General features: G+C 63.4%; 20 protein-coding genes. 7 read left to right on the forward strand and 13 right to left on the reverse strand.

Annotated features, from left to right (window positions below):
* Position 1 precedes the first annotated feature (1 nt).
* Genes C8N43_RS01645 through lptF form a run of 4 tightly spaced genes read right to left on the reverse strand, consistent with a single transcriptional unit; the run spans position 2 to position 5766 of the window.
* Complete coding sequence (locus tag C8N43_RS01645; RefSeq protein ID WP_245912879.1) at positions 2-1336, reverse strand: peptidylprolyl isomerase; 1335 nt, start codon at positions 1334-1336, stop codon at positions 2-4.
* A 58-nt stretch (positions 1337-1394) separates the two neighbouring features.
* Positions 1395-3545 (reverse strand): LPS-assembly protein LptD, encoded by a 2151-nt coding sequence (locus tag C8N43_RS01650; protein WP_158269888.1) that lies wholly within the window; start codon positions 3543-3545, stop codon positions 1395-1397.
* The gene (lptG, locus tag C8N43_RS01655) at positions 3545-4642 is read right to left on the reverse strand and encodes an LPS export ABC transporter permease LptG (RefSeq protein WP_107843957.1); all 1098 of its coding nucleotides are present in this window, start codon (positions 4640-4642) and stop codon (positions 3545-3547) included. The genes C8N43_RS01650 and lptG overlap by 1 nt, the downstream gene beginning before the upstream one ends.
* Entirely contained in the window at positions 4639-5766 is a 1128-nt protein-coding gene (gene lptF, locus C8N43_RS01660) for an LPS export ABC transporter permease LptF (protein WP_107843958.1), read from the reverse strand. Before lptF ends, lptG begins: the two co-directional genes overlap by 4 nt.
* A 132-nt stretch (positions 5767-5898) precedes the next feature.
* Between lptF and C8N43_RS01665 the strand changes: the two genes are divergently transcribed.
* From C8N43_RS01665 to C8N43_RS01675, 3 genes are read left to right on the forward strand one after another with little or no spacing between them, the layout of a single operon-like run.
* Positions 5899-7371 carry a leucyl aminopeptidase gene (locus C8N43_RS01665; RefSeq protein WP_107846194.1) on the forward strand — a complete coding sequence of 491 codons (1473 nt, stop codon included), beginning with the start codon at positions 5899-5901 and terminating at the stop codon, positions 7369-7371.
* Between the two features lie 3 nt (positions 7372-7374).
* Positions 7375-7845 (forward strand): DNA polymerase III subunit chi, encoded by a 471-nt coding sequence (locus C8N43_RS01670; RefSeq protein WP_107843959.1) that lies wholly within the window; start codon positions 7375-7377, stop codon positions 7843-7845.
* A 27-nt stretch (positions 7846-7872) separates the two neighbouring features.
* Positions 7873-8502: a cysteine hydrolase family protein gene (locus tag C8N43_RS01675; protein ID WP_107843960.1), complete on the forward strand. Its 630-nt coding sequence runs from the start codon at positions 7873-7875 to the stop codon at positions 8500-8502.
* A gap of 229 nt (positions 8503-8731) precedes the next feature.
* Here the strand turns inward: C8N43_RS01675 and C8N43_RS01680 are convergent, their stop codons facing one another.
* Entirely contained in the window at positions 8732-9406 is a 675-nt protein-coding gene (locus tag C8N43_RS01680; RefSeq protein WP_107843961.1) for a VPLPA-CTERM sorting domain-containing protein, read from the reverse strand.
* Positions 9407-9884: 478 nt separating this feature from the next.
* Here C8N43_RS01680 and C8N43_RS01685 point away from each other — a divergent pair, with 478 nt between their 5' ends.
* On the forward strand, positions 9885-10559 hold the full coding sequence (locus C8N43_RS01685) for a DUF2306 domain-containing protein (protein ID WP_107846195.1): 675 nt from the start codon (positions 9885-9887) through the stop codon (positions 10557-10559).
* Here the strand turns inward: C8N43_RS01685 and C8N43_RS01690 are convergent.
* On the reverse strand, positions 10499-11080 hold the full coding sequence (locus C8N43_RS01690; RefSeq protein WP_107843962.1) for a retropepsin-like aspartic protease family protein: 582 nt from the start codon (positions 11078-11080) through the stop codon (positions 10499-10501). The two genes, C8N43_RS01685 and C8N43_RS01690, sit on opposite strands and share 61 nt — an antisense overlap.
* Positions 11081-11101: 21 nt before the next feature.
* A complete protein-coding gene (locus tag C8N43_RS01695) occupies positions 11102-11731 on the reverse strand; it encodes a MarC family protein (RefSeq protein WP_425437074.1) in 630 nt (209 codons plus the stop codon).
* A 68-nt stretch (positions 11732-11799) separates the two neighbouring features.
* Here C8N43_RS01695 and C8N43_RS01700 point away from each other — a divergent pair, with 68 nt between their 5' ends.
* Positions 11800-12861: a zinc-binding dehydrogenase gene (locus tag C8N43_RS01700; protein ID WP_107843964.1), complete on the forward strand. Its 1062-nt coding sequence runs from the start codon at positions 11800-11802 to the stop codon at positions 12859-12861.
* 107 nt (positions 12862-12968) lie between these two features.
* On the opposite strand, the gene C8N43_RS01705 is transcribed toward C8N43_RS01700, so the two are convergent.
* From C8N43_RS01705 to C8N43_RS01715, 3 genes are all read right to left on the reverse strand, one after another.
* Entirely contained in the window at positions 12969-13316 is a 348-nt protein-coding gene (locus C8N43_RS01705; protein WP_146174142.1) for a hypothetical protein, read from the reverse strand.
* A gap of 210 nt (positions 13317-13526) precedes the next feature.
* Positions 13527-16091, reverse strand: coding sequence for an HWE histidine kinase domain-containing protein (locus C8N43_RS01710; protein WP_107843966.1), 2565 nt, complete (start codon positions 16089-16091; stop codon positions 13527-13529).
* An 11-nt stretch (positions 16092-16102) separates the two neighbouring features.
* Positions 16103-16675 carry a biliverdin-producing heme oxygenase gene (locus tag C8N43_RS01715; protein WP_107843967.1) on the reverse strand — a complete coding sequence of 191 codons (573 nt, stop codon included), beginning with the start codon at positions 16673-16675 and terminating at the stop codon, positions 16103-16105.
* Between the two features lie 212 nt (positions 16676-16887).
* Between C8N43_RS01715 and C8N43_RS01720 the strand changes: the two genes are divergently transcribed.
* Positions 16888-17454: a TetR/AcrR family transcriptional regulator gene (locus C8N43_RS01720; RefSeq protein ID WP_107843968.1), complete on the forward strand. Its 567-nt coding sequence runs from the start codon at positions 16888-16890 to the stop codon at positions 17452-17454.
* A gap of 91 nt (positions 17455-17545) precedes the next feature.
* Positions 17546-18310 (forward strand): hypothetical protein, encoded by a 765-nt coding sequence (locus C8N43_RS01725; protein WP_107843969.1) that lies wholly within the window; start codon positions 17546-17548, stop codon positions 18308-18310.
* Here the strand turns inward: C8N43_RS01725 and C8N43_RS01730 are convergent.
* Genes C8N43_RS01730 through C8N43_RS01740 form a run of 3 tightly spaced genes read right to left on the reverse strand, consistent with a single transcriptional unit; the run spans position 18262 to position 20934 of the window.
* Positions 18262-19161 (reverse strand): isocitrate lyase/PEP mutase family protein, encoded by a 900-nt coding sequence (locus C8N43_RS01730; RefSeq protein ID WP_107843970.1) that lies wholly within the window; start codon positions 19159-19161, stop codon positions 18262-18264. The two genes, C8N43_RS01725 and C8N43_RS01730, sit on opposite strands and share 49 nt — an antisense overlap.
* 4 nt (positions 19162-19165) lie before the next feature.
* Complete coding sequence (locus C8N43_RS01735) at positions 19166-20440, reverse strand: TRAP transporter large permease (protein ID WP_107843971.1); 1275 nt, start codon at positions 20438-20440, stop codon at positions 19166-19168.
* A complete protein-coding gene (locus C8N43_RS01740) occupies positions 20437-20934 on the reverse strand; it encodes a TRAP transporter small permease (protein WP_107843972.1) in 498 nt (165 codons plus the stop codon). The genes C8N43_RS01735 and C8N43_RS01740 overlap by 4 nt, the downstream gene beginning before the upstream one ends.
* Positions 20935-20945 lie beyond the last annotated feature (11 nt).

Consider the following 20945-nt stretch of genomic DNA (forward strand, 5'->3'; position numbering starts at 1 on the left):
GTCACTTCTCCACGATGTTGGCGTCGGCGCGCAGCTCTTCGAGGAAGCTGTCGGCAAAGGAGGTGAGGCGCTGGTTGAACAGCTGCTCGCGCACCTGCGCGCGGCGGTCGATCTGCACCGGTGCTGCGATCTCTTCGCCGTCAACGCCCTCACCGTCGCCATCAGCGGCAGGTGCCGGGGCGTCTGCCAGCTCTGGCTGGGCCAGGGTGCGACCGCAGAGCATCAGGTAGACAAGGAAAGCGCCATCCTGACGGGTGAGCCCGGTGGACACCTCGTTGGTGTCGAGCTTGGCGAGCTCAAGGGCGATGTCGCCCGGCACATCGGCTGCGGGCAGAACCACGCGGTCGAAATACTCGGGCGGCAGCTTCTTTGCGGGGGCGTAGAGGTCGTCGCACGTGTCATAGCGCCCCTCAAAGGCGCGCGCCTCCGCGAGGGTGGCCTCGGTGCGCCCGCCCGGGAACAGGATCGTGACGTATTCCAGCGCTTGGGATTCGGGGGTGTCGGCCTCGGTTTCCTCAAGGCCGCGCAGCTGGAAGATGCCCACTGCATTGCCGAGGCTGATCGGCTCGGTCGTCTCGCCGGGGGCGAGCGTCAGAACCGCGCCGCGCAGCTGCGGGGGCAGGTTGCCGATCGGAAGCCAGTCGAGCCTGCCGCCGCGTCCGCGAGTCGGGGCGGCGGAGTAGCGCCGGGCGGCGGCGCTGAACGCGGCCTCGGTGTTGATGCTGTCGGCGAGCCGTGCGGCAAGGGCCTGATTGCGCTCTGCCACGGGTGGGGCCAGCGGTAGCACGATCTCTGCCAGCAGGACCCGCGCGCCGCCACGCCCCCCCTGCAGGGCAAGGGCGCGCTCGATCTCGGCATCGCTGGGCTGGCTGCGGGGGCCGAAGCGGCTTTGCACCAGGGTGCGCCACGCAAGGCCCGCGGCCACGAAATCGCGGAATGTCTGGGCGGCGACGCCGAAGCGTTCGATCTCGGCAATGAACTGGTCGGCGGTCAGGTTCGCGCGGCCGGCAAATTCGTTCATGCCGTCGAGGATCTGTTCGTCGGTCAGCGTGATGCCCGCGCGCCGGGTCGCGGTCAGGCGCAGGCGGTCATCGATGAGGCCCTGGCGCGCCTCCTCTGCGGGGTCGCCCGGGGTGCGCAGCAGCTGCAAGAGCAGCTGACGCTGCTGCAGCTCGTAATTGGTGACGACCAGATCGTTGACCACGAAGGCGGTCTTGAACAGCTCGGTCGAGGCGAATTGCGATTGCTGCGCGGAAGAGGGCGCGGCGGGGATCATCAGCATAACGGCGGCCATCGCGGCGCCGATCATTCGGGTCAGGAGCGCATTTTTCGGCATGGGTCTCGTCTGCTCTGCTCTTCTTCTTGTCACTTGCACTTTTATATCCATCGCCCGTCTATCCGTTGCACTGGCGGGCAAAGCTGGTCCCGCCGATCCCGCGCGCGCCGAAGCCTGCGAGCTGGACCGAGAGGTTCAAATCCGTCGTTGGGCTTACACTAGTCGAAGACGTGAAGCGGCGCGAGACGGAAAGGTCCATCTTCGCACATTCGTTCTGGTAGCTGACGCCCACGCCCGCGCGGGTGGTGCGGTCGTTGACGAAGTCGTAGCGCAGCTCGCTGGACAGGGTCCAGTGGCGCGAGACGCGGTAGGCGCCGTCGATGGCCAGCTCGGACGTGTCCATATCGCGGCCTTCGCTGGTGTCGGCCTCGAGCCACGCGAATGTCGAGCCCAGCCGGTGCCGGTCGCCGGTCCAGCTCATCCGCATCTCGTTGCGGGCAAAGGAGAACTGGTCGTCGAAGACCGCACGATTGATCAGATCGAACCGCTCGCCCACCTTCAGCTGTGCGGCCACCAGCCAGTCCGACGAGCTGCCCGTCAGCCCCGTAGAGCCGCTGAATTGCGAAAGATCATCATCGCGCAGGATGCGGCCCACCGTAAGGCCCAGTGACCAGCCCGTGTTGGACAGGCGGGTGTAGGTCACGCCGAGGTTCAGCCGGTTGCCCTGCTCGCGCTGATCGGCACCGGGGAAGCGGGAGAACTCGAAAATGTTGGCCTCGTCGAACTCGACCAGCAGGCTGTCCTCGTTGTCGACATGGTTGCGCTGATCCTTGGTGATCACGAGTTGCACCACCGGTTCCAGCAGGTGCCGCGCCCGCGCGCCCTGGCGCAGCATCGGCCAGCGCCACTCGATGGCGGCGTAGGGTGTGACCTCGATCTGGTCGTCAAATGCCAGCACCGGGTCCGGACGTGGCTGTCGGATCTTGTAGGCATCGACATAAAGCGCCGTGTCGACCGCCAGCAGCATTCCGTTGCCCATCACCCAGTCGCGCCGCCACTCCGCCGCGGTGGTGAGGCGGACCACGTCGCGCGACAAGCCTTCATTGGTCGGGTCGTCGTCGGCGCGGCGGAAATGGCCATGGGTCTCGGCGGTCAGGGTTGCGATACCGCCCAGCAGGGCGGGGGAGAAGCGCTTGATGTAGCTCGCATCGCCCACGATCGTTGGGATCGTCTTGTTGTCGTCCTCGTCACGCAGGGATTTGTAGTGGATCAGCTCCGCGCCGATATACTCGTCGCGCCGGGCGCGCTCGACCGAGATGGCGCTGTCCAGACGGTCCTTGTCGGAGAAGCCATAAAGCAGCAGGTAGCCCTGATCAGAGGTCAGCTCGACGTCGAACTTGCCGGTAAAGCCGCGCGGCAGCACGAAGCTGCCCTCGGCGAACAGGTAGCCACGGCTGTCGAGGTTGGCCACGTTGTCGTCAGTGACCGCGCCGTTCAAATCGATCTCGCCAAAGCGGAATTTCTGCCGGTAGCGCGCCTCGAGCGTCTTTGCGCCCTTGGAAGTCAGCCACGGGGTCAGCGTCAGATCGGCGTGATCGCCCAGCGTGAAGAAATACGGCGTGCGCAGGCCCACCCCCAGATCGCCGTTCGAGCGCAGCTCCGGGACCAGGAAGCCCGACGCCCGCTCGACCGACGGGTCAGGCAGCCGCAGATAGGGGGAGTAGAACACTGGCACGCCAAGCACGCGCAAGGTGGCCTCGTCAAAATAGAGCTGCCGCTCTTCTGCATCATGGACCACCCGCTTGGAGCGGATTTCCCACAGCGGCGTCGGGTTGTTCTCGCAGATATGGCAGCTTGATGCGACGGTCTTGTAGAGCTGGGTATACCGCCCTTCGGTGCGGCGCAGCTCGACGGCGGCCAGTTGCAACTGCTGGGCGTAGACGACCCGGGCACTTCGCAGAACGCCGTCGCGCAGGTCGCCCGACAGCTCTGCAAATTCGGCGGCGATCACCGTGTCGCTGGACGGGTCGGTGATGTAGATCGGGCCGGTGACGACCAGCCTGTCCGTCTCGCCATTGTAGCGGATGGACTGCGCCCGCAGGCGCACGCCGTCTTGCAATACCTCGACATTGCCCTGCGCGCTCAGCTCGCCCGTGTCGCGCGCGAAGGTCACGCTGTCGGCCACGAGGCTTGCGGTCTGCTCGGGCGATTGCTGCGCCATCACGGGGGCGGCCAGGGCCAGCATCACGGCAAACAGAAGGCTCCGCATCAGCCGTCCTCCGTGTGGAACAGCAGGCCGAGCGACATGAAGATGCCTGCCAGCGGCGGCGCCCATGCGGCGACGAGGATCGGGATCTGGCCGTTCTGGCCAAGGACCTGGGCGAAGTTGCGCAGGAAGAAGATGCCAAAGCCCATCAGGACCGCAAACAGCACCATCAGTCCGGTGCGCCCGAAGCGGGTGTGGCGCATGGTGAAGCCCGCGCCGATGAGCACCATGGCGGCCAGCAGCACCGGGTTCGCAAGCTCCATGTTGAGCCAGACGCGGTGTTGCAGCGCCGAGAAGCCCGCGCGTTCAAGCTGGCGAATGAAGCGCGGCAGCTCCCAGATCGGGATCGAGGACGGATCACCAAAGCTGTCGCGGATCTGGTCACGGGTCAGGTCGGAGGCGATGCTGAGCTTGGGATGCGCGACCGCGCCGGTTTCAGGGTTCTCGGTCTCGGTGAAGGTCCAGCGCTTGGCCTTCGAAAGGACCCATTGGCCTGGCTCCAGCAGCGCCTCCGCGGCCTCGACCCGGTAGGTGGCCTTGCCGAACGTGTCGAACCCGTAGAAGCTGACGGTGAACAGCCGCGTACCATCAAGGTTGGATCGCGCGGCGCGGATCACGACCTGCCCCCCGGCGCTGGCCTGACGCAGCCACAGCCCCTCGTCGGAGACAGAGGTGACCGACGCCCCGCCACTGGCATAGCGGCCCGAGACGACCTCGAACTGTTTGGAGGTGCCCGCCACGATGGGGTTCAGCACCGCCACGCCCACAGCGCCGAAGAACAGCGCCGTCAGAACCGGCGCCATCAGCGAGCGCAGGGCAGAGCGGCCAGAGGCGCGGGTGACGACCATCTCGGACGTGCGCGCGAGGCCAAGGAACAGCGTGATCGTCGCCAGCACGACCAGCAAGGGCAGCATCCGGTACATGGTGGCGGGCGCGTTGAGCAGCGCAAGCTGCCCCGCCTCGAAAACGCCGACCTGATCGCTGTCGAAGCGGCGCATCTGCTCGACCAGGTCAATGAGCAGCACGATGCCGAAGAACACGCCGAACACCAGCGTGAAGGACCACACAAAGCGGCGCGCAAAGTAGAGATCGAGCCTCATGTCGGCACACCTGCAGGCGTCCGGCCGCGCAGGCGACGCAGCGATGTAAAAAACAGGATCACCCCGGCGATCAAGGCCCCCGTCGCAGGCGCCAGATACGCCATCCAGAAGCGCGACGCGTCTTCGCGCGCGGCCTCTTCGGCCACGTTGGAGACGAGCTGCACGAGGATGATCAGCACCACGGCGAAGATCACTTGCCGCCACACCCCGAAGCGCGAAAAGCCGCCGACCATGAGCGCGGCAAACCCCATCAAGGGCACCACGATAGCCAAAAGCGATTTGGCGAAGCGGTCGTGCCCCTCGAACAGGAAATCGGCCAGCTCGCCATTGGCCGAGGCCAGCTGCGCGGGCGTCGGGTTCAGCAGCACCGTCGTTGGCAACTCGCGCAGATCGCGCGACCGCGTGCCGTCATCGTTCATCAGCGCGCCGATATCGTAGGCGAAATCCTGAAAGGCCACGGTGGACAGCCGTCCCGTGTCTGGCCGGAAGGTCTGGGCCAGCCCGTCGCGCATCACCAGCCGCGGGCCGGTCTCGCCGCGCACAAGCAGGGCTTGCTGGGCGGTATAGGTCACGACGGCTTCCGGATTGCGGCTATCCTCGAGAAACAGCTCCTCCATCTCGCCGCGCTCGGTGATGTTGCGCACATAGACGGAGATCGCGTTCGTCGGGTGCACGAACTGGCCTTCCTTGAGGAATTGCGTGGTGATGTCCTGGCTGATCTCGGCGCTGCGGCCTGCAAGCTCTGTCCGGGCCGCGGGCACCAGGATATGCGCAAGGATGCCGACCAGAAGGGCCACGATGGCCCCGAAATAGATCACCGGGCGCCCGATCCTGAGCGCCGAGGCGCCTGCGGTCTGTAGCACGACCATCTCTGAATCCGAGGTCAGTCGATTGGTGACATACACCGCCGCCACGAAGGCCGAGATCGGCAAAACGATCAGGATCACGTAGGGCAGGGTCAGCAGGGTAAACTCAAGGAAAACGATGGCCGTCTGCCCGTCGGAAATCAGCTGGTCGAACAGCCCGATGGCGCGGTTCACCCAGTAGACAGACACCAATACGAGAGAGAAGAAGCCAAACAGGATCAACAGCTGCGACAGCATATATCTGTCGAATCGTGCCACGCCCTGTCCTCCTTAGTTATTACCTGCGGGTTTAGCGCAAAATCTGGGGTCGCAACAGGGGGTTCTGGTCATTGCGGAGGGAGCGCGCTAGCTATGTGGCGACCGTTCATCACCACATCCCGGAAAGCCCCCATGACAGCACTCCATCCCGTAACCTTCGCCGCCACCGATATCGACGCCATCAAGGAGGCCGAGGGCCGTCTCGCCATCTTCGTGCCGCAAGCCGGAACGCTGGATGTGACCGCACGGCGGGTCAATCGCCTGACCCGGGGCGCCGTGGCCCGCGCGGTGGAAAGCGAAGCGTTCGAGAAGCTCGACGAGGGCAAGGCGATGAACCTTGCCTATCCGGTGAACGTCGCCGCCGAAGCGGTGATCATCGTCAAGCTCGCCCGTCGTCCGGGCGTGTCCGAGGCGCGCAAGGCAGGGGCGACGCTGGCCAAGCAGCCCGGCAGTTCCGCTTTGCATGTGCTCTGCGGCAACCTGCGCCGGGCCGAAGAGGTGGCTTTCGGCTACGCCCTGCGCGCCTATGAGTACACAGATCAGAAAACGGCAGAAAAAACAGAGCCTTCCGGCGCGACCTTCATCGTAAATGCCCCGGACGAGGTGACCCCGGCCTTCGAGACGCTCAAGGCCATCGCGGACGGCGTCTTCTTCACCCGCGACCTGACCAACATGCCCGCCAACGTGCTGACCACGACCGAATTCGCCAGCCAGCTGTCCGAGCTGACGTCTTTGGGTCTAAAGGTCGAGGTGCTGGAAGAGAAAGACCTCGAAAAGCTCGGCATGGGTTCGCTTCTGTGTGTTGGACAGGGCTCTGACAGCCCGTCAAAGGTCGTCGTGATGGAATGGAACGGCGGGGCGAAAGGCGACAAGCCCTTCGCGCTGATTGGCAAGGGCGTCGTGTTCGACACGGGCGGCATTTCGCTGAAACCCGCGGGCGGCATGGAAGACATGACCATGGATATGGGCGGCGCGGGCGTCGTATCGGGCGTGATGAAGGCGCTGGCGGCGCGCAAGGCCAAGGCCAATGTGGTCGGGCTGGTCGGGCTGGTGGAAAACATGCCGTCCGGAAATGCCGTGCGCCCGGGTGACGTGGTCACATCCATGAAGGGTGACACGATCGAGGTGATCAACACCGACGCCGAAGGTCGCCTCGTGCTGGCCGACGTTCTCTGGTACGCGCAAGAGCGGTTCGAGCCCATCGGCATGATCAACCTCGCCACGCTCACCGGCGCGATCATCATCGGGCTGGGCCATGAGAATGCGGGCGTTTTCTCCAACAATGACGCGCTGGCGAATGCGTTCTTGAAAGCCGCCGGGGCCGAGGAAGAAGGCGCATGGCGCATGCCTATGGGCAAGGCCTATGACGACCAGCTGAAATCGCGCATCGCGGATATGAAGAACGTGGGCGGCCGCCCCGCAGGCTCAATCACCGCCGCGCAGTTCCTGCAGCGCTTCGTCAAGCCAGAGACGCCGTGGTGCCATCTCGACATCGCCGGCGTGGCCTCGGTCAAATCCGAGACGGAGTTCGCCCCGAAAGGCGCCACCGGCTGGGGCGTTCGCGCGCTCAACCGCCTGATCGCGGACAATTTCGAGGGCGAATAGGGCGTGGGCGCGGTCTTCTTCTACCACATGACCACGCAGCCCGTTGAGGTCACCTTGCCCATGCTCTTGGGCAAGGCCCGCGGGGCAGGGTGGCGCGTGGTGGTCCGCGGGGCCGCGCCGGATCGGCTCGACCGTCTCGACGAGGTGCTCTGGACGGCCAATGATGGCTTCCTGCCCCATGGCCGCGCGGGCGGGCCCCATGATGCAGACCAGCCGATCCTGCTGACCGAGGGTGGCGAGGTGCCAAATGGCGCGTCCTGCCTCGTCTCGCTCGACGGGGCAGAGCTGAGCGCGCCCGAGATCGCGGCGTCAGACCGCGCGATGATCCTGTTCGACGGCAATGACGGCGACGCCGTGACAACGGCCCGCGCCCAATGGAAGGCGCTGACCGCCGCCGGATGTGAGGCGCAGTACTGGTCGCAGGAAAGCGGCCGCTGGGAAATGAAGGCGCAGCACCCGAAGCCCGAGGGCTGAGGGGCAGGGCGCGACAAGGGGGCACTCATGGCCAACACACAAAAACAGACGCGCGACCTGATCGAGGGCAAGCCCGCCCTGATCGTGATCGACATCCAGAAGAGCACGTTCATCGACGACAGCGAAGAGCGCTCCATCGCCAATATGCCCGGCTACAAGGACCGGATGCTGGCCGCCCGCGCGTTGGTTGACGCGGCCCATGACGCCGCGATCCCGGTGATCTTCATCCAGGAGGTCCACCGCCCCGATCTGGTCGATTTCGGCCGCGAGCTGGACGGGGACGAGGATATTCACTGCCTCGACGGGGATCCCCGAACCGCGATCGCGAAAGAGGAAATGGGCTTCCGCCCGGGCGATTACGCCGTCCCCAAGCGCCGCTACTCGGCCTTCTTCGGCACCGATCTGGAGATCCTGCTGCGCGGCTTGCAGGTCGACACGTTGATCCTGTGCGGCGGGCTGACGGATGTCTGCGTGCATTACACTTTCGTGGACGGCCACCAGTCGGATTATTTCTGCCGCGTGGTTGAAGACTGTGTCGGCGGCTCGTCTGTCGAGGCCCACGAGGCATCGCTGCGGGCGATGGAGTATCTGCAAACCGGCGCGGTCAGATCGCGCGACAGCGTGATTGAGGCGATGAAGCGTTCCCAGGGCGGCTGATCCGCCTTGCAGGCGCACAGCGACTTACGCTTTCCGGGACCCCATACTGCTAGATTCCCAACACGCAGCTCAGTCTTTTCCACCCAACCGCCAGAGCGCTTTCGCGAAAAGACTTTAGTTCAATGTCTGGACTGCGGGGTATCAAGACGGGCGCTGCATCTGCGCCATGGTCCGCTAGGCGAGCATGAGGGGCGTGGTACTCGTCCGACGCCCCTCATGGAGAGAAGGTTCAGCTTGATTTGCGCCGACGCATGAATGCAAGCAAGCCCATCCCACCCAAAAGGAGCGGCAACCCGGCAGGCAGCGGCACGGGTGATGGTGTACTGTTGCTCAGGAGCACGTTGTCCATGCCAAATCCGTCGCCACGATTGGTCGAGGAAAATGTCAATGCAGTCGCCGTTTCACCCGCATCGAGCGTGAAGCCGAAAAAGCCGACATCAATTCCAATGTTCTGATTGATAGTGCGGGTACCAAGATTCGTGGTCAGCAGAATTTCGGTACTTGTCGCCAGTTCTTTGAACGTCGCTCCGAACCCGGTGATCGCAGTGTCAAAGCTGATTGTCGCGGTTGTAACACCGGCACTCAGGAAGAAATGGGCAAAGGGTGACCCATTCACGTCCGCGAAGGTTCCGAACGAGAACGGATCGGTGTCGATCTGATTCTGAGTATCTCTGTTCTGATTGGAACCCGAAGAACTGAGAGAAAACGGACCGACGTCAAAGGATGAATTGCGGAAGGATTGATCAGCGAGAAAGCTGTTGAAGTTCTCGCTTACGTCCGCAGATCCGCCGATCGCGGTCAAGTAATTCGCTTCACTCGTAAATGTCGTGGCCGCCGTTGCGGCACCGGCAAAGCCAGCCGCACTTAACCCAGTGACTATTGCGACAATCGTCTTAAGTGTCATCGTTATATCCCCCTCTCAAAATAATGGGCTCCAAAGGCCATTACCGATCACGTTGTGATACGCCGTTACGATGGGGAGATAGGATAAACACAGGTTCCTCATCTGTCATCATCCAAGGGGAGCGTGGGTCAGATTATCCACGTATTTTACCAGTGAGATGGAACAAAACCGGAATAAACGCCCTCATTGTTTCCAAATCGAACACAAAAGCGGCTTTTGGATCCAACGCGGAGAAGCGGTAGAGAGGGCTCAAACACGACCCTCATCGTCATTTGCGACTGACCTTCCTGAGGGGTGAAGACGTCTTCCGGAATTGATAACTCACCATGGCCTACGGAAAGCGCCGCGCGCGGCGGTTTGGCGGGCCATGGCCGGGCTGGTCCAAAAATGCAGAACCATTCTGCAGATTTCACCAATTTCTGAAGGTCCCGATCGCGCCTATTCCAGCATGCGAAACACCTGCAAGAAATGGCTCATCATGGCATCCCTGACACGGCGCGAATGGGCGCTTTTGACCTTCATCCTCATCTATTCCTTTATCCCCACCTTTGGCGGGCTGCTGCGCGTGGCGGAGCTTGCGGGCGGCTTGAGCGTCATCCCCGAAAACCTGCGCGCAAGCCTGCAACCCTTGCCGATCCTGCTTCATATCCTGGGGAGTTTTGTCTTTTGCCTGTTTGGCGCGTTGCAATTCCTGCCGACCCTTCGGGCCAACCACCCGGGCCTGCATCGCGCGGCCGGGCGATGGATCGTGTTTTCAGGTCTGATCAGTGCGGCCACAGGGCTTTGGATGACCCTTGTCTTCGTCTTCCCGCCGGAGCTGCAAGGCCCTCTGCTCTACACCGCGCGCCTGATCTTCAGCTTGGCGATGATGGCGCTGATCGTCTGGGCCGTTGTCGCGATCCGCACACGCAACGTGCCAAGCCACAGCGCCGCGATGCTGCGCGCCTATGCCATCGCCCAAGGCGCGTCGACGCAGACGGTTTTCGGCATCACATGGATGGTAGTATTCGGGGCGGACGCGACGGGCCTGGCGCGGGATGCGATGATGGTCCTGGCATGGCTCGTCAATATCGCCGTGGCAGAGGCGTTGATCTACCGCTCCAGTATGAGCGTGCCGCGGTTGATCTCGATCCGCTCGAACCGCTCGAGGTAGTCCATACCCAGCAGGGACGTCTCCAGCTCGCCGTCGTTGACGTAGGCCCGGACAGAGCCTTCATCGATGCCGCCGAGCGTCACATCATCGAGCGTCACCCGGGCCGTGCGCACCATGCCGTTCGCGGTCGATGCGCGGCCGGTGAAGAACAGCTCGTCCTCGGAGATACCGACCCGCGCCGCGTCCTGCTTGCTCAGCACGACATTCGACGCGCCGGTGTCGACGATGAAGTTCACCGGCGTCTCGCCCACATTGAGCGTCATGTAGTAATGTCCGTCGGACTGGCGCGGCAGCTCGATCCGGCCTTGCTCCGTCAGCACCGTCTGGCGGGGCATCACCGTCTGCGACAGGTCGTTCCACAGCCCGTAGCCGATGATAACGCCCACGAAAATGATGCCCCAGAGCATCGCACCGCGCAGCGCCTCGCCGATCCGGTCCCGCTGGGAGACCAGAAAATACCCGCCAACCACCGCGCCCAGAAGCACGAGGTAGATCAGCCGTCCATAATCATCATCTGTCATGATCTAGATATAGGGCCTCGATCACGCCCCTGCCACCACCCCGAATTCGCGCAGCCCATCGAGCACGAATTGCACCGACAGCGCGGCCAGCAACATGCCCAACAGCCGGGTGATGACCTTGATGCCGGTGTCGCCGATGATCCGCTCCATCAGCCCCGCCATCAGGAACAGCGCAAAGACAACCGCCACGACCGCCAGCATCACCGCGTGGATCGCGGCGATATAGGCGGTGTCGGCCCCGGGCGTACCAGTCAGCAGGATCATGGTGGCCATGGCACCGGGCCCCGCGATCAGCGGCATGGCGAGCGGGAAGACCGACGGGTCCTCGTCCGGGGGCCCGTCCGCCTGATCCTCGCGCCGTTGGGTGCGCCGCTCGAACAGCATGTCGAGCGCGGTCACAAACAGCAGCACGCCGCCCGAGATGCGGAAGGCCGCCATGGAGATGCCGATGAACTCCAATATCACCTCTCCGGCCAAGCCGAACACGGTCAGGATGCCAAAGGCCACCGCACAGGAGCGGGTCGCGATCTTCAGGCGCTGGCGGAATTCCATGCCGCGGGTCAGCGCCACGAAGAGCGGCGCAAGCCCGATCGGGTCGATCACCACGAAGAGCGTGACGAAGGCAGTGATGGCGGTGGCGAGTTCCATGATCTCGCCTCTATCGGCTTGCAGCAGGCTTGGAAAGGGGGCTTGATCCGGCGACAGATGGAGGGACTGCAATGACGCAGACGATGTGTGGATGGCAACTGGTGGGCCATGGCGGCCCGGAGATGCTTCAATGGCGCGAGGACCTCGCGATCCCCAGCCCAGAGCCCGACGAGGTGCTGATCGAGGTGGCCGCATCATCGGTGAACAACACCGACATCAACACCCGCATCGGCTGGTATTCCGAGAGCGTGCGCGGGGCGACCGACGGCGTGACCCAGACCTCCACTGAGGATGCCGCGTGGTCCGGGTCGGCCTTGTCCTTGCCGCGGATACAGGGCGCAGATATCTGCGGGCGCATCGTTGAGGTCGGCGCAGATGTGCCACCCGCCCGCGTGGGCGAGCGTGTGCTGGTGCGCACGATGCAAAACCGCGATGGCGCGGTCTGGACCATGGGGTCGGAATGTGATGGCGGCTTTGCCGAGTATTGCTGCGCGCGCAGTTTCGATGCGCTGCGCATTGAGAGCGACTGGTCCGATCTGGAGCTTGGCGTGCTGCCCTGCGCCTATTCCACCGCCGAAGGCATGTTGCAGCGCGCGTCGGTCAGGGCGGAGCGGGTTCTGATCACCGGCGCGTCGGGCGGGGTCGGCTCGGCCGCGGTGCAGCTGGCCAAGATGCGCGGGGCAGAGGTCACCGCGGTCACGTCGCAGGCCAAGGCGGACGCCGTGCGCGCGCTTGGCGCGGACCATATCATCGGGCGGGACGAGGCCCCGGCGCGGGGCGGCTTCGATGTGATCGTTGATCTCGTGGCGGGGCCTGCATTTGTGCCGCTGCTCGACGGGCTCGCCGACGGAGGCCGCTACGTGGTGTCCGGGGCCATCGCGGGTCCGATTGTGGAGCTTGACGTGCGTAAGCTCTACCTGCGGGACCTGACGTTCTTTGGATCGACACAGCAGCCCGACAGGATCATGCCTGACCTGATTTCCTACGTCGAGGCGGGCAAGCTCAGCCCCGGCGTCGCCCTGAGCTTCCCGCTCAAGGAGCTGCCCGCGGCCCAGGCGGCCTTTGCCTCGAAAGCCCATGTCGGCAAGATTGCAATCGCGGTCAAGGACGCTGCGGGGGCTACGAGCGGCTGATACTCCCGCGGCGTCGTGGAAGATAATCCCATCGGCGCGATAGTCGCGCGTGAACGGCGTGCCTTGCGCCTCTTGTTTCCATTCCTAGCGCAGCTGCGCCTCAGCGATCAGCGCACGGTAATCGTGATCTTCTGGTCAAACTGCGTTCGGATGACTTCACGGCCCTTTTTCTTGGCGGTGAAGATGACCTCAGAGGCCGGGGTCCAGCCGCCACAGCTGCGGCTCTTGAAGACGCCCCATTTGCCGTTTCTCAAGACCCCAAGCTTGGTCGCGCGGGTTCGGTTCGGATCAACGCCCTTCGGGCGCTTTCCACATTCACCCCGCCAGCCCCAAATCACTTTGGACTGCCCCACTTTCATGGAGACTTCGCTCATGCCCTTGATTGGATTGTCGGAATCCGCGGCAAAGGCAGGCGCTGCGGCCAAAAGAGATGCGATCAAGACTGTTCTAATCATCAAAATTCCCCCACTCATGACGAAATCATGGCCCGAAATACCCTTTCGTGCAAATGGGGTGCGCATGGCGGGGGCCAGACTTGCCGCGGCGTGCTCAGGATAGCTGTCCGGCACCGTCAGTACCGACTTATGAAATCCCAAGAGCTTTTCAGTCCGTGGCTACGGTGCCCGCGAAAGGCGAAACCTGTCCCGTGTCCCGCCATCAAGCCTTCATTGCTTCCGCGACAACGCGTTGTCGATCTCCTTGGCCAGGCTTTCGGCCGTAAACGGCTTCTGAACAACCGGCGCCTCGGGGTATTCGCTCACGATGCTCTGGACGTCGCCATACCCCGTGGCGAGCACGAACGGGATCTTCATCGCATCGAGCTTTTGCGCCACCGGCAAAGAGGTCTGGCTGCCCAGATTGATGTCCAGCACGGCCATGGTGAGGTCTTCGCTTCCCAAGATCTTGAGTGCCGCATCAACGGAGCTGGCGAGTTTGACGTCGGTGGCCCCATGCGCGGTGATGATGTCGGACGCATCTAAGGCGATCACCATATTGTCCTCAAGAACAAGGACCGTGCCGGACAAGGCCGCCTGAGCCTTCGTGTCCGCCTGCGCGTCCGCATCTGCCGTGTCGAGCGGTTCCGGCGCGCCTTCGGTCACATATTTCGACGGGATCATCAGATCGGCCTCGAAGCCCGCCAGCTTGAAGCGCGTCTCGACGGTGCCGTTCAGCTCGAACGGGACGGTGCGCTCAATGATGGTCGAGCCGAAGCCGCGGCGGGTGGGGGCCTGCACCGGCGGGCCGCCTTGTTCGCGCCACTTGATCAGGAGCGCGCCGTCACCCGCAATGGTCAGGTCGATACTGACATGGCCCGACCGGTCGGTCAGCGCCCCGTATTTGGCGGAGTTCGTCACCAGCTCATGGATCACAAGGGCCATGGTCGAAAACGCTTCCGGCTCCAGCATCGGCGCGTCGCCGGTGATCTTCAGACGGTCGTCCCGCCCATCGAGGAAGGCTTTCACCTCGACCTCGATCAGGTTTCGCAAGGCGGTGGGGGACCATTCCTGCCGGGTCAGCTGATCATGCGCCCGTGCGAGCGACTGGATCCTGCCGTCAAGCACGGTGGTATAGGACTCGATGGTGGTGGTCCCGGTTTTGCTTTGCGACACGAGCCCCTGGATCAGGTTCAGGATGTTCCTGACCCGGTGATTGAGCTCGGCGATCAGCAATTCCTGCTTCTCGGTGGCGGCGCGGCGTTCGGCGTTGGCTTCGTCGGTGAGTTTCAGCACGATCTCGATCAGGGAAATCCGCAACGCCTCCGCCGCGCGGCGTTCGCTTTCGGTCCATGGCTCGGAGGTGTGGCGCACGATTTCCGTCCAGGCCTCGAAGCTTTTGCGGGGGGTCAGGCGAACGCCATTCGGGCCGACCTCGACGGGCTTTTCGGGGTTGCCGGCCCATTTGACGGAGCGCGCGATCTCGCGGCGGAAGAACACGATGTAGTCGCGCGGCGTTCGCGAGATCGGTATGGCAATCAGCCCTGCGACCCGGTCCGCCATGTCTTCCGCGGCAGGGTAGGCCTTGATCAAATTGTCGGTGGCAAAGACTTTCCCGGTCGGGGCTGTGTTCAGGAACCGCGCGAGACGGGTGAATTCATCTTCTGTGGGTGCCGCACCGCGCGCGATGTAGCGCCCTTCGGAGAAGACCGCGACGCCGTCATTGGCCACGATCTGGGACAGCTCGTCGGCGATGATGTCGAAGCTTTCGATCAGGTCACTGCCTGCGGACAGGCGCACCATCAGGCGGTCGTGCAGGGCGCGGGATTCGCGCTCTTCATCGCGGATCGTGGCTTCGATCTTGCGCTCCAGCTCGTAGGAGAACAGTTGCGCAAACAGCTCGATTGCCGTGCGGCGCTCGTAGTCCACATAGCGGGCCGTTCGATGATGGCAGGCAAAGAGCCCCCAAAGCTCGCCGTCTTTCAGGATCGACACGGACATAGATGCCGCGACATCCATGTTGCGCAGGTATTCAAGATGGATCGGGGACACCGCCCGGGTGACCGACAAGGACAGATCCAGCGGCTCGCCGTTGGGGTTCTTCTCGGGAATGATGGGCGAGACGTCGTCGTTCACGTCGGAGATCAGGCGAAGCGTGCTGCGCTTGTAGAGCGCGCGGGCCTGCTGCGGGATGTCACTGGCGGGGTAGCGCAGGCCCAGAAATGGCTCCATCCCCGCGGCATGTCGCTCTGCGATGACTTCGCCGGACCCATCCGATGTGAAACGATAGACCATCACGCGGTCGAACCCGGACAGCACCTCCATCGCCATCGCGGCTTCGCGCGCGGCGGCCAGCACCGTGTCCTGTTTGTTCACCCGGGCAATCAGCGGCTGGACCATCGAAAGATCATCGCGGTCCTCGCCCTCGGCCTTCTTCTCGAATTCGAAGATGAAGGACTGGCCGGATGCATGGATCGAGATGTCGAACAGGGTGCCATCGCCCAGAACGTCATAGCCGAACAGTCGGCTGATCGCGGCCCCGCCGCTGCTGGTCATCTGCAGCTTGGTGCGAAGATCGTGGATCGTGCGCTCCGGCAGCAGGTCGACCAGTCGCTGTCCAACCACCTCGTCGGGCTGAAGGCCCAGATAGGTCGCGCAATTGGCCGAGAGGTGATTGATCATCAGATCAGAAGAGGTCGAAATCAGACACCCGTAGGACTGCACATTGCCCAGCAGATGAATGGGTTCGCGGTCACAATTGGTCAGATCGACGGCTTGCGCGGTGTCTTTAGTCATGTTGTGCTGTCTCATGAAGCAAGCTCCACGCTCCGATGTTGGTGTGCGGCCGTTTCGCTGGCGGCGGTGTAGAACAGAGAAAACAACATCCGGGTGTCGTGTACAATTCTTCCCGCGCGTTCACTTGGTACGGAAATGGCAGAAAGCTGATCGCAGACGTCGCGCCAGCGGCCGGGCACGGGCGGAAGCGAGAAATAGGCGTCCGCCTTGCGGACCCGCGGGTCGCTTGCCGCCATCCACCTGCGCCGAAGCACCTTGCTTCCGAGGCGAGAGCCCTCGATCACGTAGTCGACCGCCAATGCGTCGGGGGTCCGAAGATTCGGGAGAGCAGGGACAGGCGCAGATGCGCCCAATGTATTCAGGTCGGTCTCTATCCCGCGCACCATGTCGTCGAGGGCGCGCCACGCAGCGCTGCCCTTGGGCATAAGGCCCCGGATGCTGTCAAAGCAGCCTTGGTGGATCGTCAAAAACCGCACGAAGTCCTCAAAGGTCGAAAGATCAAGCGTGGAGATCAGCCCATCGACACGTTCATGGTCAGCCCAAGTCTCGGCCTTCAGGACCTGTCGAAAATTCGTATGCGTCAAGAGCTGTCCCCCAAGCGGTCGTTCCGTCCAGCTTTATGCTAAGCAAGCTAGTGTGGTTTGCCTACCGGCCAAGCCTGCCAAATATGTCGGGGGCCTTTTGTACCGATGATCGGCAGCCGTAAAGGGCTGGAATGGCATAAGTTTCAAATCCGGATTGACGGTGACTGGACGCGATGCTTTAAGAGAACCCATGTTCTCGAAAGCCTCAAGATATGCCCCGTTCGCGCGAATTTGACCCTGACCGCGCCATCGATGCCGCGATGCGGGTGTTCTGGGCGAAGGGCTATGGAGACGCCAGCTATGACGATCTGGTGGCCGGGACAGGTGTGAGCCGAAAGGGGCTCTACACGGCGTTCGGGGACAAGCACCGCCTGTTTCTCGCCGCCCTGAAAAGCTACCGTGTGTCCGTCGTGCCAGAGCTTTTTGCCGCGCTGGAGGCCGAAGACCTCACCCCGGAAGATATCCGCGCGTTCTTCGTCCGGCTTGGGCAAATGGCGGTGACCGATGCGGGGCGGCAGGGCTGTTTCATGGCGCGCACATCCGCCGACGACGTGATGACCCATGACGAGGTGCGGCACGTGGTCGAACGTCATCTGCAAGAGCTGCAAACGAGGCTTCATGTGGCGCTGCGAAACGCAGGTTTCGGGACCTCCCGCGCCGATCGGCTGGCCCCGTATCTTCTGGGTGTCTTGCAGGGGCTGTTTACCTTGGCCCATGCGGGCGTCGGCTCCAACGTAATCGATCCGTTCCTCGAAGAGGCCATGGGCGCACTCGACTAAAAAAATTTTGACCCGTAAGAGAATGGACGTTCTTGAAAGGATTTGGAATGACGAAAGATGCAGATGGTGCCACCGGGATGAGGGCGGGGAGATGACGTTTTCGACCATACCCCTCCTGTTCGCCGCTCAGGTTCTGTTCCTGTTCGTCGCAGCCGCAAAGGCCCGGGCGAGAACCGCGTACTTGGCGGCCTTCGTCGTGACTTTGGCGCTCGCCGCTTGGGGCCTGACGACCGCAACCATGGCGACCAGCGGTATCTACGACACCGAAGCCTTTCTGCGCCTGATGCCCGGTTTGTGGCTGTCGACCGTGCCCTTTCTGGTGGTCGCGCTGACACTTCTTCTCCCACCGGTCAGGGCAGGGCTTTTGCAGATGGCAGACGCCGTGCCCCACCATTGGTTCGTCGCCATACAGGCATTGCGCGTTTTGGCGATTGGCACCTTGATCAAGACAATTCAGGGGGACTTCCCGCTGGAGGTCGAATTGGCAATCGGGATCACGGATTTTGCGTTCGGCCTGTCTGCGGTCTGGCTTTTCGCGAAGGTGCGGCGCGGTACGCTCTCGCATGACGCGCTGATGATGTGGCACATCGTGGGCGTTTTGATCATTGTCCTTCCCGGCGGGATCGCGATGCAATCGGGGTTGCCCGGACCTTGGCGGGTCTTTCACGAATACCCAACCTCGCAAGCGATGCTGGACTGGCCGATGGTGCTGGCCCCCAGCCTTGTCGTCCCGATCTTCCTGCTGCTCAACATCTTCGCGGCCGTCGCCGCCCATCGCGCCCGCGCGAGAGCTCAAGTGACCGGAGACTACGCGTCCGCCTCCGGGTCGGAATGCGCGCGGCGCGACGACCCGTAACGCTCGGATGTCTCGTAATAGTCGTCAAACCCGATCCGACTGCGCAGCTCGGTGAAATCCATCAGATCGGGGCGCTGATCGTCGCGCATGGTGCGCAGCGTCGTGACCATCGCCTGCATCGCTGCGGCCATGAGCGAAAGCGGGTAGGCCGCAATGCTGTAGCCGATGTCGTGCAAGGCCGCGTTCGGCAGATCGGGGGTGTCCCCGCCCTCGACGATGTTTGCCATCTTGGGGCCGGGCAGGGATCGGCAGACCTCGCGCATCTCCGCCTCGGATCGCGGGGCCTCCACAAAAAGGATATCCGCGCCAAGCTCGGCGAACTGCGCCGCGCGCTCAATCGCCTCGCCCAGCCCGTGTTCGTGCCGCGCATCGGTGCGGGCGAGGATCAAAATGTCTCCGCCCGCGGCGCGCAGCACTTCCCGCTCGTCCACTGCGGCCCGAATGCGATCGAAGGCCTCATCGCGCGACACGACCGCCTTGCCGGGCGTGTGCCCGCAGCGCTTGGGGGCCAATTGGTCCTCTATCATCACCGACGCGGCGCCGGCCTTGGCGAAACCGGCGACAGTGCGGCGCACGTTCATCGCATTGCCGTAGCCGGTGTCGCCGTCTCCGATCAGCGGAATCGCCGTGGCGTCGGTTATGTTGCGTACCTGATCAAGCACTTCGGCGTAGCTCATCAAGCCCAGATCCGGCGCGCCGATCCGGCTGGCCGAGGCCGCGAACCCGGACATGAAGGTCAGATCGTAGCCTTCCTGCGCGATCAGCTTGGCCGACAGCGCATCAAAGCAGCAGGGCATGACATGGCAGACGTCCTTGGAGAGAAGATGGCGGAGCGCGGCGGCTGAGGTCATGGGTCTACCACTTGAAAGGAATGTAGAGGGCGAGATCGGGCAGGGCGTACAGCAGCACGACCGTGAACAGCATCAGCATCAGGAACGGCCAGACGCCGCGGGCGACATTGGCCAGGCTTGTGCGCGCCACGGATTGGATGACGTAAAGGTTCAGGCCCACCGGCGGCGTGATCAGCGCACATTCCACCATGATCACCATGTAGATGCCGAACCAGATCGGATCGAACCCCAGGCCCATCGCCGCGGGCAGCAGCACAGGGGTCATGATCAGGATCATCGAGAGCGCCTCGAACACCAGCCCCATCAGCAAAAGCACGACCGAGACCACGATGATGAACATGATCGGCCCATCGATTGCCGACGCAAGGAAGGCGGATATGTCCTGCGGGATACGGTAGAGCGCGATGGCCTTGCCGAAGACCTTGGCCCCCGCCACGATCAGCAGGATTGCGGCCGTGGTGATGGCGGATTCCCGAACCGCCTCCCACAGTGTGGCCCATGTCAGGGTGCGCAGCCAGAACGCGACGATGAACAGCGCGGCCGCGGAGCCGACCGCCGCCGCCTCGGTCGGGGTGAAGGCGCCAGAATAGAGCCCGACGATCACCAGAGCGGCGAGGGCCACCGATGGGAAGGCACGTTTGGAGGCGTCGATCCGCTCGGTCATGCTGGCCTTTGGGACGTTCTCGAAATTGCCCGAGAGGCGCGCATGCAGCATCGCGAACAGGATGAAAAGGGTCACCAGAACGATCCCCGGGCCGATGCCCGCCAAAAAGAGCGCGATCACCGATTGCTCGGTGACGAAGCCGTAGACGATCATCGGGATCGATGGCGGGATCAGAATGCCAAGCGTGCCGCCAGCGGCCAGTAGCCCGTACACGAACCGCTTGTCGTAGCCGCGGTTGATCATCTCCGGGATTGCGACCGTTCCGATGGTCGCGGCGGTCGCCACTGACGAGCCGGAGATCGCCGCGAAAAGACCGCAGCTGATGATGGTCGCCACGGCAAGGCCGCCGGGCCAATGGCCGACCCAGGCCTGCACCGCGGCAAACAGGTCGCGCCCCACACCGCCCTTGAGCAGCAGGTTCGACATCAGCAAGAAGAGCGGCACGGCAAGCAGGATGAACCCGTCGAGTGTGGATAGGATGGATTGCGGCGCCATCAGCGGGGAGAACCCGCCCAGCATCAGCATCCCCAGCCCCATGCCGCCCAGGGCGAAGGCCACCGGCACGCCCAGAAGCAGCAGCACGAACAGGCAGACGAGGATCAGGATGATCGTCATTCGTGGGTTGCCCCGAGGCTGGTGGTGTCAGAGCCGCGCAGGCCGATCAGCTCCACCAGACCTTGCGCCGCAAGCAGGCCGAATCCGACCGGCACAGAGGCCTCCGCGATCCAGACCGGCAGGTTCAGAAGCGAGCCGGTCGTTCTGCCGCGCACAAAGCTGTCGTGGAAGATGTCGTAGCCCCAGTAGGTCACGATGGCCGAGAAGACCACGACCACGATCAGCGCAATGGCGGCGCAGACCCGCTGGGCCATGCGCGGCAATAGGGCGGTGACCGCGTTGACCGTGATGTGTCGCCTGAGCGTCAGCAGGTGCGCCATCGCCAACAGGCACCCCCAGATCAGGCAAAGCTGGCTCAACTCCGCGGCCCAAATGGTCGGGCGGATGAAGAAATAGCGGGCGATCACCTCATAGGTCAGCAAGACGCCGGTTGCCGCCAACAGCACGGCACCGATGGTGCAGGCGAGGTGCGACAGGGACGTGACGACCTTCATGTCACGATAGA

The organism is Litoreibacter ponti (genome assembly GCF_003054285.1).
Lineage (GTDB): Bacteria > Pseudomonadota > Alphaproteobacteria > Rhodobacterales > Rhodobacteraceae > Litoreibacter > Litoreibacter ponti.